At 70.8% G+C, this 14,982-nt stretch carries 13 protein-coding genes; 7 read left to right on the forward strand and 6 right to left on the reverse strand.

Features of this window, described 5'->3' with window-relative positions; all coding sequences use genetic code 11:
* Nucleotides 1–21 precede the first annotated feature (21 nt).
* From MED01_RS07875 to MED01_RS07885, 3 genes are all read right to left on the reverse strand, one after another.
* Complete coding sequence (locus tag MED01_RS07875) at nt 22–909, reverse strand: helix-turn-helix transcriptional regulator (protein WP_238667844.1); 888 nt, start codon at nt 907–909, stop codon at nt 22–24.
* A gap of 98 nt (nt 910–1,007) precedes the next feature.
* Nucleotides 1,008–1,598 (reverse strand): TetR/AcrR family transcriptional regulator, encoded by a 591-nt coding sequence (locus MED01_RS36040; protein WP_238667845.1) that lies wholly within the window; start codon nt 1,596–1,598, stop codon nt 1,008–1,010.
* Nucleotides 1,591–2,427 (reverse strand): alpha/beta fold hydrolase, encoded by an 837-nt coding sequence (locus MED01_RS07885; protein ID WP_238667846.1) that lies wholly within the window; start codon nt 2,425–2,427, stop codon nt 1,591–1,593. The genes MED01_RS36040 and MED01_RS07885 overlap by 8 nt, the downstream gene beginning before the upstream one ends.
* Nucleotides 2,428–2,558: 131 nt before the next feature.
* Between MED01_RS07885 and MED01_RS07890 the strand changes: the two genes are divergently transcribed.
* Entirely contained in the window at nt 2,559–3,161 is a 603-nt protein-coding gene (locus MED01_RS07890) for a class I SAM-dependent methyltransferase (protein WP_238667847.1), read from the forward strand.
* 93 nt (nt 3,162–3,254) lie between these two features.
* Here the strand turns inward: MED01_RS07890 and wrbA are convergent, their stop codons facing one another.
* Nucleotides 3,255–3,863, reverse strand: a complete 609-nt coding sequence (gene wrbA / locus MED01_RS07895; protein WP_091399821.1) for an NAD(P)H:quinone oxidoreductase — start codon at nt 3,861–3,863, stop codon at nt 3,255–3,257.
* A gap of 184 nt (nt 3,864–4,047) precedes the next feature.
* Between wrbA and MED01_RS07900 the strand changes: the two genes are divergently transcribed.
* Entirely contained in the window at nt 4,048–6,876 is a 2,829-nt protein-coding gene (locus MED01_RS07900) for an AfsR/SARP family transcriptional regulator (RefSeq protein WP_238667848.1), read from the forward strand.
* Nucleotides 6,877–6,945: 69 nt separating this feature from the next.
* Nucleotides 6,946–8,511: an alpha/beta hydrolase gene (locus MED01_RS07905; RefSeq protein WP_238667849.1), complete on the forward strand. Its 1,566-nt coding sequence runs from the start codon at nt 6,946–6,948 to the stop codon at nt 8,509–8,511.
* Between the two features lie 118 nt (nt 8,512–8,629).
* Here the strand turns inward: MED01_RS07905 and MED01_RS07910 are convergent, their stop codons facing one another.
* A complete protein-coding gene (locus tag MED01_RS07910) occupies nt 8,630–9,022 on the reverse strand; it encodes a YybH family protein (protein ID WP_238667850.1) in 393 nt (130 codons plus the stop codon).
* A 226-nt stretch (nt 9,023–9,248) separates the two neighbouring features.
* Here MED01_RS07910 and MED01_RS07915 point away from each other — a divergent pair, with 226 nt between their 5' ends.
* Nucleotides 9,249–11,132, forward strand: a complete 1,884-nt coding sequence (locus MED01_RS07915) for an alpha/beta hydrolase-fold protein (protein WP_238667851.1) — start codon at nt 9,249–9,251, stop codon at nt 11,130–11,132.
* Nucleotides 11,133–11,199: 67 nt separating this feature from the next.
* Here the strand turns inward: MED01_RS07915 and MED01_RS07920 are convergent, their stop codons facing one another.
* Entirely contained in the window at nt 11,200–11,913 is a 714-nt protein-coding gene (locus tag MED01_RS07920) for an alpha/beta fold hydrolase (RefSeq protein ID WP_238667852.1), read from the reverse strand.
* A gap of 110 nt (nt 11,914–12,023) precedes the next feature.
* On the opposite strand from MED01_RS07920, the gene MED01_RS07925 reads away from it, so the two are divergent.
* From MED01_RS07925 to MED01_RS07935, 3 genes are all read left to right on the forward strand, one after another.
* Nucleotides 12,024–12,689 carry a DNA alkylation repair protein gene (locus MED01_RS07925; RefSeq protein ID WP_238667853.1) on the forward strand — a complete coding sequence of 222 codons (666 nt, stop codon included), beginning with the start codon at nt 12,024–12,026 and terminating at the stop codon, nt 12,687–12,689.
* A 75-nt stretch (nt 12,690–12,764) separates the two neighbouring features.
* Nucleotides 12,765–14,003 (forward strand): MFS transporter, encoded by a 1,239-nt coding sequence (locus tag MED01_RS07930; RefSeq protein WP_238667854.1) that lies wholly within the window; start codon nt 12,765–12,767, stop codon nt 14,001–14,003.
* A gap of 221 nt (nt 14,004–14,224) precedes the next feature.
* Nucleotides 14,225–14,980 carry a hypothetical protein gene (locus tag MED01_RS07935; protein WP_238667855.1) on the forward strand — a complete coding sequence of 252 codons (756 nt, stop codon included), beginning with the start codon at nt 14,225–14,227 and terminating at the stop codon, nt 14,978–14,980.
* The last annotated feature ends 2 nt before the right edge of the window (nt 14,981–14,982 follow it).

The following is a 14,982-nucleotide window of genomic DNA, read 5'->3' on the forward strand; positions in this document are numbered from 1 at the left end:
GTCGAACCAATGGGGACGGTGCTACTCGCGCCTGACGAGCGGGTGCTGAGCACCGGCACGGGTGGTGACGGCGCCGTGCACGAGCAACGTCATCGCGGCGTGGGATGCCGAGCCGGGCTCGGTGGTGGCGACGACAACGCTCTGGCCGTCCTCGGTACGCAGGGTCTGCTGTGTCACGTCCATGGCACCGACCAGTGGGTGATACATCTGGTAGACGGTGTCGCCACCGGCCTTCACCCGGTGGTCGGCCCACAGGGCGGCGAACTGCGGACTCCGCACCGTCAGCTCACCGACCAACGCGGCCATCAGCGGGTCGTCCGGGTGCTGCCCGGAAGCCATCCGCAACGTCGCCACCACCGCGCGGGCCTTGGCAGGCCAGTCCGCGTACAGGTCGCGGGTGTGCGCGTCCAGGAACACCAGCCGTGCCATGTTCGGGTACTGGTTCGGCCGCTCCGGGATCTCCGGGTTCAGGTGGCCGGCGAACAGGGCATGACCGGCGGTGTTCCAGGCAAGCACGTCGGCGCGACGACCGAGCACCACAACGGGTACGTCACCGAGCGTCGCGATGAGCTGGCGTACCGCCGGGCTAACTCGCTCCGGGGCCGGGCGACGTACGGTCGGCCGACGGCGGGTGCCGGCCGCCAGCTCGCCCAGATGGCGGCGTTCCGCGTCGTCGAGTCGCAGTGCCCGGGCAAGCGCGTCGAGAACCTCCGGTGAGGCGTTCACGGCCTGCCCCTGCTCCAACCGGGTGTAGTACGAAACGCTCACCCCGGCCAGCAGTGCCAACTCCTCCCGGCGCAGCCCTCGAACGCGACGCCGCTCACCGTACGTCGCCACGCCGGTGTCCTCCGGCCGCAGCTGGGAGCGCCGGGCCTGGAGGAATTCGCCGAGCTGTCCTCTCGCGTTCATGACTCGAAGTATCGCGAGCCCTGCCGGCCCCAACCACTCCCTGCCAGGGGTAGGCACCGCACGGCGAGGCAGCCGGTGCGGGGCGCGGCGACAGGGTGTCAGCGGGCGGCGTCGCCGCCGCTGGCGGTGCCGGCGCGAAGGCCCTGGTCGATGAAGTTGATCAGCCAGGTGAAGCTCTCGTCGACGGACGCGTCGATCTGGAATCCACCGGCCACCTCCAGCGTGGCGAAGCCGTGCAGGACGCTGCGCAGCGTCCGCATGGCGTGGATCTCCTGGCCGGGATCCAGGCCGTATCCGCTCAGCATGGCCGCCCAGGAGGCGAGCACCCGCTCGCTGGCCGGGATGAACGGGTCGTCGGGGCCGGTCGGACGGGTGGCGTTGGCGGCCGCGTACCGGCCGGGGTGTTCCCGCACGTACGTCCGCATCGCCTGCGCGCCGACGGCGAGGGCATCGCTGCCGGACCGGCCCTGGATGGCGTCGCGGATGGTGTCGCCGGCCTCGGTCATGGCCAGGACGGCGATCCGGTGCGCCAGCTCGGCCTGGCTGGTGACGTGCTTGTAGAGCGAGGGGGTCTTGACCCCGAGCCGTTCGGCGAGCAGACCCATGCTGAGGTTGTCGAAGCCGACCTCGTCGACCAGCGCGGCTGCGGCCTCGGTGACCGATGCCGGGGTGAGCCGGGCCTTAGGCACTGGTCAGCGTCCGGGCGAGGAAGGGCAGGGCCAGGGAGAGGACCTCGTCGGGCGTCTCGACGTGCGGGTAGTGGCCGACGCCCTCGATGACAGCCAGGTCGCCGAGCCCTCGCGGCAGGTCGGCGATGATGCGCTCGCCCTCGGCTCGCGGGTCGGCCCAGTCGGGGTCGGCGCTGCCCTGGATCACGAGGACCGGAGAGGTGACCTTGGACAGTTGCCGACCGGCGTCGGCCGGGCTGGTCTTGGCCATGGCCTGGAGGACCTTCATCCGGCCTGGCTCACTCATCTTGACCTCGATGCGCGCCAGCTCGCTGTGCCAGTCGGCGGGCTTTGTGGGGATCGCCAGGTCGAGGTACCTGCGCCAGTTCGCCAGGCTTCCACGCAGGAGGACCTGCGCCAGTTGGGTGAAGCCGGCCCGGAAACGCTTCACCCGCAGCAACCCGCCAAGGTCGAAGGACTGTGCGCGGGTGAACGGCGCCAGCTCGATGACGCCGACGATCAGCTCGGGCGCGGTGGCGGCCGCGATGGTCGCCGCACCGCCGCTGATCGATTGCCCGATGATCACGGCCGGTCCGCCGAGGTGGCGCACGACGGCGAGGAGATCACCCGCGATGTCGGTGCGGCTGTAGCCGTCCCAGCCGAGGCTGGAGTCGCCGCAGCCGCGGATGTCGACGTTGGCGACCCGGTATCCGGCCGCGGCAAGGGCCGGCGCGAGGAACCGGTAGGAGTGCCGGCTGTCGCCCATGCCGTGTGCCAGGACGACCAGTGGGCCCTGCCCGGTCACCTCGTAGGCGATGGTGTTGCCGGCAATGCTCAGGTGTTCGGTCATGACGCCCTCCAACGCAGCTAACGTGATTAGCTAAAGGCTAACCGCATTAGCCACAGAGCGCAAACGCCGTCCTTGCACCCAGGCCGAGCTGGGACAGAGGCGTCGGAGGCGGCGTTCCGTATAGTGCCGCGATGGAAACGGACACGGTGCGACAGGCTTACACGTCCGTCGCGAAGCTCTACATCGAGATGTTCGGCACGGGCCAGCAGGTGGACACCGACGACCTCGTCCTCATCAGACGACACCTGGGCAGCCGGCCCGGCCGGGTGCTCGATCTGGGGTGTGGGCCCGGCCACCTCACCAGTTACCTGTGCGAGCTGGGCGTCGACGCGATGGGGATCGACCTGGTCCCCGAGTTCATTGCGCATGCGCGGGCGTCCCACCCGGGCGTCGAGTTCCACATCGGTTCGATGGAATCCCTTGACGTGGCCGAGGGCTCCATCAACGGCATCCTGGCCTGGTACTCGTTGATTCATCTTCCGCCGCCGGAGTTCGACGGCATGCTCAAGGAGTTCCGGCGGGTGCTGGGCCCGGCCGGACGGTTGGTCCTGGGCGTCTTCGACGCCGATGAGGTCGGCGCCTTCGACCACAAGGTCCTGACCGCCTACCGCTGGCCGGTCGACGAGATCTCCGAGCGACTCGGCCGGGCCGGCTTCCGGGAGGTCGAACGCCTCCGGCGACCCGGCACCGACGAGCATCGGCCGCTTGCCGTCATCGCGGCGATCGCGGTGTGAGGACGCCGAGGGCCGGCCTCCCCTCGCGGGAGACCGGCCCTCGCCCAGCCGAGCACCGCGTCGACGCGGTGCTCGGTTACGGCGCCAGCGCGATCAGGCGCTGAGCTTCCCGGCGATCTTGACGACCCGCTCGGCCATGTGGTCGAGGGCAGCGAACTGGGCATCACCCAGCGGGGCGTCGTTGCTTCCGCCCGTGACGTGCGAGACGCCGTACGGGTTGCCGTCGGCGAACTTCAGCGGGTCGGTGTAACCCGGGGCGACGACCAGACCGCCGAAGTGGTGGACGGTGTTGTAGAGCGCCAGAAGGGTCGACTCCTGGCCGCCGTGCGCGGTCATGGACGCGGTGAAGCCGGCGTACACCTTGTCGGCGAGCAGCCCCTGCGCCCACTGCGGGCCGAGGGTGTCGATGAACTGCTTGAGCTGGCTGGCGACGTTGCCGTAACGGGTGGGCGTGCCGAACAGCACCGCGTCCGCCCAGACGACGTCATCGGCGGTCGCCTTCGGCTCGTTCTTGGTGGCGTCGAAGTGCTGGCTCCAGGCGGCGTTGGAGGCGATGGCCTCGGCCGGTGCGAGCTCCGGAACCTGACGCAGCCGCACCTCGGCGCCCGCCTTCTCGCCAGCCTCGGCGAGGCGCTTGGCCATGGCGTGGAGGGTTCCGGTGGACGAGTAGTAGATGACGGAGAGCTTGGTCATCGGAGGCATCCTTCCCAAAGTATTTGCCGCTGATAAATTTGCGGCCGCAACAATCTCGACTCTAGCAGCCACCCCCGCGGCACCCAACGTCCTGACCATGCCCACCTGCGTGACGCAGCACACCAGGAGGCGGGCGTGGGCAGCGGCCGTCCAGCCGATGAGCCGGAACCATTCGGGCCCCTACGATGAGGCGATGGACCCCGCGGGGGCGCCACCGGCGGCGCGGTACCAACTGCTCGGGCCGGTCGAGGTCCGGTCGGCCTGCGGGGAACGGCTGGCCCTCGGCACGCCGATGCAGGTGCGCCTCCTGGCCGTGCTCATGTCGCAGCCGGGCACCGGGTGGTCCATCGACCAGCTCGTCGACGAGCTGTGGCAGGGGCGCCCACCGAAGACGGCAGCCGGCAACGTGAAGACCTATGTCTGGGCGTTGCGCCGGGCGCTGCGCTCACCCGGCTTCCCCGACCCCGCCATCCTCGCCGGGCCGACCGGCTACCGCCTCGCCCTGGACGGGCTGACGGTGGACAGCGTGGCCTTCGACGATCTGGCCCAGCGCGGGTATTCCGCGCTTCGGCAGGGTCACTGGTCAGCCGCCCAGGAGTCGTTCGAGGCCGCGTTGGCGCTCTGGCGTGGGGAACCGTTCGCGGGCCTCCCTGGCTGGGGGGTGTTGCTCTCCGTCCGAGCGCGGCTGCAGGAGCAGCGGTCGAGCCTGGTGGAAGAGGTAGCGGACCTCCAGCTGCGCGCCGGACGCCATCACGAGCTGATCGAACCGCTGCGGAGCCAGGTCGACGACGATCCGCTGCGCGAGCGCCCATGGGGGCAACTGATGGTGGCCCTGGCACGGACCGGCCGACGGGCCGACGCGCTGGCGACGTACCGGCAGCTCCGCCACCTCCTCGCCGAGGAGGTGGGAGTCGAGCCCGGTCCCGATCTCCAACACCTGCACACCCGCATCCTGCGGGCGGAGCGGGAGCTGTTGACCTCCGATCCGCCGCCACCGGAAAGAACCCCGCCCCGAATCGTCCCCCGGCAACTGCCGGCCCCGCCGACGTTGTTCACCGGTCGGGCCGGGGAGCTGGCCCGGCTCACCACGCTGCTGCTCGGTGACTCCAGCCCGGCCAGCACCGCCGTCATCACCGGTACGGGCGGCGTCGGGAAAAGCTGGCTGGCGCTGCGCTGGGCGCACGACAACCTGCATCACTTCCCCGACGGGCAGCTCCACGTCGACCTGGGTGGATTCGGCACCACGCCCCAGGAGGCGTCGCCCTCGGCCGTCGTCGTACGCTCGCTTCTGCCCGCCCTGGGTGTGAAACCCCTGGAGATCCCCGCGGAGCCGGCGGCCCAGTTCGCCCTGTACCGCAGCCTGACCGCAGACCGGCGGCTGCTCGTGCTGCTCGACAACGCCCGCGACGCGGAACAGGTGCGGCCGCTGCTTCCGGGGTCGACCCGTTGCGGCGTGCTCGTGACGAGTCGCCACACCCTGCCCGGCCTGGTCGCCAGCGATGGCGCCCATCCCCTCGCGCTGGAACTGCCCAGCGACGACGAGGCGCGCCAACTGCTCGTCCGTCGACTGGGTGCGCAGCGGGCCGCCGCCCAGCCGGCAGCGGTGGACGAGCTGGTCAGACGTACCGCGCGGTTGCCCCTGGCACTGTCCATCGTGGCCGCGCGAGCCGCCGCCCGGCCCACGTTTCCGCTCCAGGCCATCGCCGACGATCTGGCGGCGAGCCGGGGCGGGCTCGCCGCCCTGACCACCGACGACGCCGCCACCGACGTGCGCACTGTCCTCTCCTGGTCGTACCGACTGCTCAGCGCGGACGCGGCCCGACTGTTCCGGCAGATCAGCCTGCACCCCGCCCCGGACGTCAGCGCGGCGGCGGCAGCCAGCCTCGCCGGGGCGCCACCGCACCTGATCCGGCCGGCCCTCGACGAATTGACCCGGGCGAACCTGCTCGCCGAGCCGTCCCCCAACCGCTTCCGCTGTCACGATCTGCTCCGCGCCTACGGGGAGGAGCTGACGCACGCGCTCGACCGCCCGGCCGACCGTAGCGCCGCCCGCCGGCGTGTGCTCGACCATTACCTGGTTGTCGCCCGGGACGCGGCGAGGCTGGTCGACCCCGGCTGGCAGCCGCTCGATCCGCCGCCCCTGCCCGCCGACGCGTCACCGTCGGCGTTCGCCGACCACCGGGCCGCGCTGGCCTGGTTCACCATCGAACAGCGGGTGCTGCTGGCCGCCGTCGACGACGCGGTCGCGCACAGCTTCGACGCCCACGCCGGGCAGCTCGCCCAGGCCCTCACTCCCCTGCTCAGCCGGCTCTCGCAGTGGCACGACCTGGCCACCGTGCAGACCATCGCGGTCACTGTCGCGCAGCGCCGCAGTGATCCACGGGCCGAGGCGCTGGCCCACCGGGACCTCGCGCTGGCCCACATCCAGCACCGCCAGTTCGGTGCGGCCCACCATCACCTCCAGCGCGCCATGGCCCGGTACGACCAGGCCGGCGACCAACCGGGGCAGGCCAGCACCCACCTGCACCTCGCCTGGCTGTCGGACATCGAGGGCGACGCCGCGGCGGCACTGCCGCACGCCAGGCAGGCGCTGGCGCTGGCCAGCAGCACCGACGACCGGCGCGGCGAGGCGGCGGCGCTCAACGCGCTCGGCTGGAGCCACGCGCGGCTGGACGAGCACTCCCGCGCCGTCACCTACTGCGAGCGGGCACTCGCGCTCTACGAGGAGGCCGAGGACCGGCTCGGCGCGGCCCACACCTGGGACAGCCTCGGATTCGCCTATCACGGCCTCGGAAAACACCCGAACGCTGTGGACTGCTACCGGCGCGCGCTCGCGCTCTATTCCGACGTCCAGGACCCGTGCGGGAGGGCTGACACACTCGTCCGCCTCGGCGACACCCATCAGGCGGTGGGCGACAACGACACCTCGGTCGACCTGTGGCGGCAGGCCTTGGCGATCCTCGACCGGGTCGGCCATCCACAGGCCGCGGTGCTGTCCGAGCGGCTTGAGGCGTACCGGTGAACGCCCTGCGCCGAGCGTCCGCGGACCGGCGTGGATCCGACGTGGACCGGGCGTCGGCAGGCTGGACGAATGTTCACCACGAAGAGAACCACCTTCCGGCCTCCCCGCGGGGTTGACCGTCGACGACGGAGGCTCCTCGGCAGCCTCTCGGCCGCCGTCGCGGTCCTCGTCGCCCTGTCACTCAACGCCCCACCGTCGCTCGCGGGCACCATGCCGTCGGCCGGCGGCGCCGGGCCGGCCAGCGCGGACACCACCGGCGGTTGGAGCGGGCGGATCGAGTGGCAGGCGTGCCCGGAACGACCCGACGATCCGGGCACACGGTGCGGCACCCTGCGCCTGCCGGTCGACTGGGCCCGCCCGGGAGGGGAAACCTTCCCGCTGGCGCTGGCCCGGCGCACCGCCACCGACCCGGCCGCCCGCATCGGCGCCCTGGTCTTCAACCCCGGCGGTCCGGGCCTGTCCGGTGTGGACGTGGCGCTGACGGCCGACAGCCAGCTCGGCCCGGACGTGCTGCGCCGCTTCGACATCATCGGCTTCGACCCTCGGGGCACTGTCCGCAGCGCACCGGTGCGCTGCTCGTCGGCGCTGCTGGCCCGGCATCCCGCACTGGCACCCGCCAACGCGACGGAGTTCGAGCGGCTCCGCACCTACAACCGCCAGTTGCGCGACGACTGCCGCGCCAACAGTGGCCCACTGTTCGACCACCTGGACAGTGTGAGCGTCGCGCGCGACACGGACGCCATCCGGGCCGCACTCGGTGAACGGCAGCTGAGCTTCTATCAGTGGTCCTACGGGACCCTGATCGGGCAGTCCTACGCCGAGCTGTTCCCCGACCGTGTCCGCGCACTGGTGATGGACAGCGTGATGGACCACAGCCAGGGGGTCAGGGAAATTTTCCGCAGCGGGGCGGCCAGTAACGAGGCGCTCTTCCACGAGTTCGTGACCTGGTGCGAGCGGAGCACCGGTTGCGCCCTGCACGGACGCGACGTGCCGGCGCTCTACGACCGGCTGATGCGCCGTGCCGATGCCGGCACACTTGTCGACGCGGCAACCGGCACCCCGCTGACCTGGTTCGAGCTTGGGTTCGCGACATTCGTCAACTTCTTCGACGCGACCTGGGCCGATCTCGCGAACATGCTGCTCGCGCTGGAGCGCGGTGAGCCCGCCGCGCTCGCGTCCCCGATGGTGCCGGTCGACGGCGACGAGGACCTGACCGAGTACGCGCTACCGGCGTTCTGCCAGGACTGGTCGCTGCCGGTCGACGGCTTCGCCGACTGGAACCGGTACCTCGAACTGTCCCGCGCCGCCGCGCCGCACCTGCGTGCCTCCCCGTTGGCGGTCCGCTTCGGCGCGATCTGCCTGGGCTGGACGGCGACCAACCCACAACGTCAACTGCGGGTCCGGACGAGCGCGCCGCTGCTGGTGCTCAACGGGCGGTACGACCCGGCCACCCCGTACGACGGGGCTCAACGGGTGGTACGCCAACTCGGCAGCCGGGGCCACCTCGTCACCTACGAGGGGTCGGGCCACGCCAGCTACCCACGGACCGAGTGCACACGTCGTCAGGTGGAGCGATACCTCATCACCAGAACCACACCGCCGATCGGCGCGAGCTGCCCGGCCGCGCCGGTCTGACGGGTCGACGTCGTCACTGTGACGCCTCAGCTCACTGTAGGTAGCGCGACCGGTCCGACGGCGTGTCGGCCAGGTCTCCTACCTCGGTGGCTGGGGCGTCGCCGCCGCGACCTTTCCGTCAGGAACCGTCGGGCGGGTCGGCGGGCTGCTGTCCCGGCCAGAACGGCCACTCCTCGAATGAGCGGCACCGTCCGTCGTCAGCGAACCGCATGACCCACAGGTCGCGGTACTCCTTGTCGACCGGGTCCCCGTAGCGGACCTCGTGGCGTGACACGGCGGTGTCACTGTCGACCGCGACGATCTCAGTGGTCAGCTGGAACACCTCGTCGGGGCCCTCGCGCTGCTTCTCCCACATCCGAGCGATGGCCGGCAGGCCGACGACGGGCGTCCAGTACGGCCCCTGCTGATAGCTCGCGTCCTCGGTGAAGAGCGTGACCAGTGCGTCAGTGCCCGGGGTCCGCCAGAGCCGCTCGTAGGTGGCAAGCCAGTCCTCGACGTGCTTCCTGTCCATGGACCTCACCTTGCCATCCCAGCGGCGGTCAGCTGGCAAAACCCGCAGGCCACGGGGGGCGCACCCGTCGAGGCGCTGGCCGGCCTCGGCCCTCGACACCCTTGACATCGAAAGGAGCACCCAGTCACACTCCCGATGCTAATTCGATTTAGCTGTCATCAGAGCCCTCAACTCCCAGCACCGGACCAGACCGCGACGAGCGACCACCACAAAGGAGTCTTCGCGCATGAGGGAAACGACCGGAAGACGCAGGCTCCGGCTTGCGATCTCGATCCTCGCGCTCACAGCACTCGGTGCGGGGGCCGTCCTCCCCACGCCGGCTGCCGCCGCCGGCAGGCCCGCGCCCGTGCCGGGCGCGACGGTCAACGCGGACCGCAGCTCACCGACCGGATACACGGTCACGTTCGTCTACCGTAATCCCCACGCCACCCAGGTCCGCCTCGCCGGGGATCTGACACTGCTCGACGTCAACACCGGCACCACGCGCTACCAGCCGGAAGAGTGGCAGCCGGGGCGCTACCACGCGGGCGGCACCGAGTTCCTCCGGGACATGACCAGGGACCCGAAGGGAAACTGGTCGGTCTCGGTCCCGCTGCACGCCGGAGGCCTCAGCTACTGGTACCGGGTCTGGGACCCGACCCAGGGCTGGGAGAACAAGCGCATCTGGGACCCCGCCTCGACGAACCCTCGCCCGCCGGGCGAGTCCTCGTTCCGGGTCAGGAACAACGACGTGCTCGATGCCGTGCACGTGCCGTACGCCAAGAAGCAGAACGACCCGGTGCTGAAGGCGCGTGCGGACTACGAGTTGCCGGTGGCCGACCGCGCGAAGCGCGGAACCGTCCGGTACGTCCCGTACACCACGATCCTGGGCGACAGCGGCCACTACCTCGGTGTCTACCTGCCGGCCAACTACGACGCCAACCGCGCTGAGCCGTACAAGGTCGCGTATCTCGCCCACGGCATCTTCGGCGACGAGACCGACTTCATGGTCCCCGCGAACGTCCCGAACATCCTGGACAACATGACGGCCAGGGGCGAGATCGAGCCGACGGTGGTCGTCACCATGGGCAACCACTTCACCGGCACCAGCCTCGGCTTCGCGTCCTACAACCAGACCAACGCGGCCAACAACCTGGTCCAGACGATCCTGCCCCTCATCGAGAGCAGCTACAACGTCTCGACCGAGCGCTCCGGGCGGGCCTACGCCGGGTTCTCGTACGGCGGGATGACGGGCGGCGTCGTCATCAGGAACTACCCGACCACCTTCGCGTTCTACGGACACTTCTCCGGCAACCCGTCGCTCACCACCCAGGACTACGACACCATCGCGAACGCGGTCGGGGACGATGACCTCTCCGTCTTCCTCGGCAACGGCGTCTTCGAGGGCAACCTCAACGCCCAGAACGCCATCGCTGACAACTTCCGGGCCCGGGGCTACGCAGCCGCGACGACCCAGGTCCCCGGCGCGCACGACGGGATGACGGCCGGCCAACTGTTCACCATCTTCGCCCGGGACCACCTGTGGTCGGGGGTCGACTCCGTGTTGGTGACGCCCGCGACGGTGAACCTGACGAAGGGCTGGAACTGGGAAAGGCAGTTCACCGCCCAGGTGACCACCAACGAGGGTGTGAGCCCGGCGGTGACGTGGTCGGTGCAGGGTGCGACCTCCACCGGCACCACCATCTCCACGACAGGGCTGCTCACGGTCGCCGCCGCGGAGACCGCGTCCTCGTTCACCGTCGTGGCGACGTCGGTCGTCGATCCGAGCAAGTTCCGCTCGGCCCAGGTCACCCTGACGCCTGCGGGCCCGGCACGGGTCGCGGTGAAGGCGAAGGCCACGCCGGCCTCGGTCGCGCACGGTGGCACGTTCACGCTGACCGTCGACGTACGGGCACAGTCTGCGCACCGGAAGGCTCCGAAGGTGACCGGCGAAGTCGCCGTCACCTTCGGCGGAACCACGCGGGTGGTTCCGCTCCGCGGTGGCGCGGCCGTCGTCGAGCTGCCGACCGACGGGCTGCCCGCAGGGGTGTACCCGGTGCACGTCGCCTACTCCGGTGACCCGGCCCACGCCCCCACCGCAGCGGTCCAACAGCAACTACGGGTTCGGTAGGCCAGCAGGCAGGGGTGGGCCGGCGACCTCTCGTCGTCGGCCCACCGCCAACCGGCCGTCCGAACCGTCAGCTCACGCCCCGAACCGCCTCGATGATCGTCTCGGCGACCTCGCTCGGCCGGGCCACCGCCATCGCGTGCGATCCACCGACGATCTCGCGTTGCCCCCGGGGGTTGGCCCGCTCGGCCATGAAACGGTGTGCGTCGACCGGGATGTTCTTGTCAGCGTCCCCGAACACGAACCAGCTCGGCAGCGATCGCCAGGCGGGGTCGCCGGTGAGCTTGCCGCCCAGGCCCTCTTCGGTGATCGGCCGCTGGGTCCGGGCCATCAGCGCGGCCATGTCGTCCGACGCGTCCGCGCAGAACTGCGCGTGGTACTGGTCCTGGCCGATCGCCACCTCGTTGCCGCCGGTGGACACCGGGTACTGCACCAGCGTGTCGGCGAGGGTGCTGCCGGGGAACTTCGCCGACAGCATCAATGCCGACTCACCGGTGTCCGGGGCTAAGGCGTTGACGTACACGAGGGCCCGCACCGAGGTGTCGTCGGCCGCGGCCTGCGTGATCACCATGCCCCCGTACGAGTGGCCGACGAGGACGACAGGACCGCCGATCCCCCGGACGACATCCCGCACGTACGCGGCGTCGCCCGCGACGCTGCGCAGCGGGTTCGCGACGGCCACCGAGTTGTACGCCGAACCCAGCCGCTCAAGCACACCGTTCCAGCTCGCCGACTCGGCGAACGCGCCGTGCACGAGCACGATGGTGGGCTGTGGATCAGGCATGATAGGTGCCCCCTCACTCCGTGAAGCTGTTCACCGCCGGTCGCACTGGTACGCCTGGATACCCGTTACGCGAGTGTGAAACGTCCCGTTCCGATGGGCAGGAGGCTGCGATGGCTACCACGATGCTGGCCGAGGTGACGGCCGAACTGGTCGCGCTGGAGGACCCGAAGGCACGGGAGGTGAACGCCAGACACGGCGACGATCATGGTGTGCACCTCGGCGCGCTTCGGGCGCTGGCGAAGCGGCTGAAGACGCAGCACGATCTCGCACGCCAGCTCTGGGCGACGGGTGACGCCTCGGCGCGGCTGCTGGCGATCCTGATCTGCCGTCCCCGGGCGTTCGAGCGGGACGAGTTGGACGTCATGTTGCGCGAGGCGCGCGCCCCGAAGGTGCACGACTGGCTCCTGAACTACGTGGTGAAGAAGAGCCCGCACTCCGAGGAACTGCGGCTGGCCTGGTTCGCCGACCCGGATCCCGTGGTCGCGAGTGCCGGCTGGGCGCTGACCACCGAACGCGTGACGAAGAAGCCCGAGAGTCTCGACCTCCCGGGGCTGCTCACTGTGATCGAGGCCGAGATGAAGGACGCGCCGGATCGCCTGCAGTGGGCGATGAACCACTGCCTGGCACAGATCGGCATCGCGCACGCCGAGCACCGCGCCCGGGCGATCGACATCGGCGAACGCCTCCAGGTGCTCAGGGACTACCCCACCTCCCCCGGCTGTACGTCTCCGTTCGCGCCCACCTGGATCAGCGAAATGGTGCGCCGAGCGGGATAGGCGGCCCGTTCTCGGTCGATCCCGCATCGACGGGGTCGACGCCGCCTCCCGTACGCCCCTATAGTGAGTTCCATTATGGGACTTACTGCATTCTGGCGGTGGTGGGTCGCCGGCACGACCAGCCAACTCGGCTCGGCGGTCGGCACACTGGCGCTACCGCTGACCGCGCTGACAGTGCTCCACGCGTCGGCCTTCGAGATGGGTCTGATCACGGCGGCGGGCTATCTGGCGTACCTGCTGATCAGCCTGCCGGCCGGCGTGATCGTGCAGCGCCTGCCACTGCGCGGCATGCAGGTCGCCCTGGATCTGGTCCGGGCCCTCGCCATCGCGTCGGTCCCGCTGGCCTGGTGGTTCGACATGCTGACGGTGGCCCAGCTGATCGCTGTCGCCCTGGTGGTGAGCTTCGCCAACGTGCTGTTCGACGTGGCGAACCAGACCTTCCTGCCGGAGATCGTCCCGGCCGCACAGTTGCAGGCCCGCAACAGCCTCACCTCCGGCACGCATGCCGCCACCGCGCTGGGCGGGCCATCCCTGGGCGGTCTCGCGGTGCAGGTGCTGGGTGCGGTGCCGACGCTGTTCGTGGACGCCGTCAGCTACCTGCTCTCCGCCACGTTGCTGCGCACCCTGCCGGCCCGGCGGGTGCAGCGACCGGCCGAGCGGCCGCCGATGGTCACGATGATCCGCGAGGGCTGGCACTTCGTGCTCCGGCACCCGATCATCGGACCGGCCATGTGGGACGCCACCGCGACGAACTTCGTCAGCGGCGCCATGCTCGCCCTGTTCCCGTTCTACCTGGCGCGTGAGCTGCACGCCCCGCCGCTCATGATCGGGCTGTTGATCGCCGCCGACGGCCTCGGCTCGCTCATCGGCGCCGCGCTGACCACCCGCTTCACCGATCGTTTCGGCACCGCCCGTGGCCTGATCATCGCGGCCGTCGTCAGCGTGGGCGGCGCGCTCATCATCCCGCTGGGCACCGGCGCCGCCGCATTCCTGGCCTTCGCCATCGGAAACGTCATCCTGGCCAGCTCCACTGTGGTGCTCAGCGTGACCACCCGCACGTACCGAATGCTCGCCAGCCCACCGGAGCTGCTGTCCCGGGTGATCGCCACTGTCAAGTTCGTCTCCTGGGGCGCCATCCCGGTCGGCGCCCTGCTCGCCGGCATCCTGGCCGGGCCACTCGGCGCCCGGACCACCCTGCTGATCTTCGGTGCGCTCACAGTGCTGTCCCCGATCATCTACCTGTCGACGCCGATCCGCCGAATGCGTGACCTGCCGCTCGACCCCACCCCGACACCCACCGTGGCCCGGGTGTGAACCGACCAGCTCGGCTCCCGGTCGGTCCACATCGGTCACCGAAGATATCGACAGAGGGTGTAGCCCACGGTTCCCCGGGGCAAGAACCCGCGCATGGAGGTAACGGCAGGGCGCGAGGGGCAACAGCTCGGCCGGTGGCACCGCACCGGTGAGCCGGGCCGGGCAGACCTGGCGACCCCACCGGCCTCCGTCTGATGCGGCTGAGGCACAGCCTCCCCCCGGTGGCGCTCGGCGCGGTGGCGCTCGGCGCGGCGCTGGGTGCCAACCCCGCTCACGCAGACACCCCGTCGCCGCCGCGTCTCCCGCTGGTGGAGATCGCCACCTCGCCGGAGGCCATCAAGGTTTCGGTGGCCGACGTGGTCGAGGTGGAGCTGACCGTCCCCCCGCCCCTGCCGACAGCGGTCGTCTCCCTGCCGCTGCCGCTGCCGACGACGGACCCCCTGCCGCTGCCGACGGCCGTTCCGCTGCCGACGGCCGTTCCGCTGCCGACGGCGTCGGCCACACCCTCCACCGCCCGGCCAAGCCGGCCGGCCCGTACCCGATCGCCGCAGGCCACACCCGCGTCGACCTCGGCGTCCTCAGGGGCACGCGTTGCCGCACGTCCGTCGCCGGCATCGTCGGCACGGGTGTTGGCGACGACGCGCCGGGACGCCGGCCACGGCACGTCCGATGGCCGGGCGTCGAAGCAGGCGCGGGCGACGATGACCGCCGTCACCGGACAGCGGCCCAACCCGCCTGCCCGTCCCGCGCCGGGGCCACCGGCGTTCGTGTTGGCGCTCGCGTCCGCGCCGACCGGCGTCGGCGCCGGCGGCGCTGATTCACCCACGTCAACAGCCGAAGCGTCGCCGCCCAACTCGCCGCTGCGGCCAGGGCTCACCGTCACCGCCGTCGACATGCGCGCTACCAGCCGTCCCGTCGAGCGGGGTCCTCCCCCGCCCCGGCAACTCCTGATCACCCACTCGCGTCCACGACGTTGATC

The sequence above is a fragment of the Micromonospora alfalfae genome, assembly GCF_022230925.1.
Taxonomy (GTDB): domain Bacteria; phylum Actinomycetota; class Actinomycetes; order Mycobacteriales; family Micromonosporaceae; genus Micromonospora; species Micromonospora alfalfae.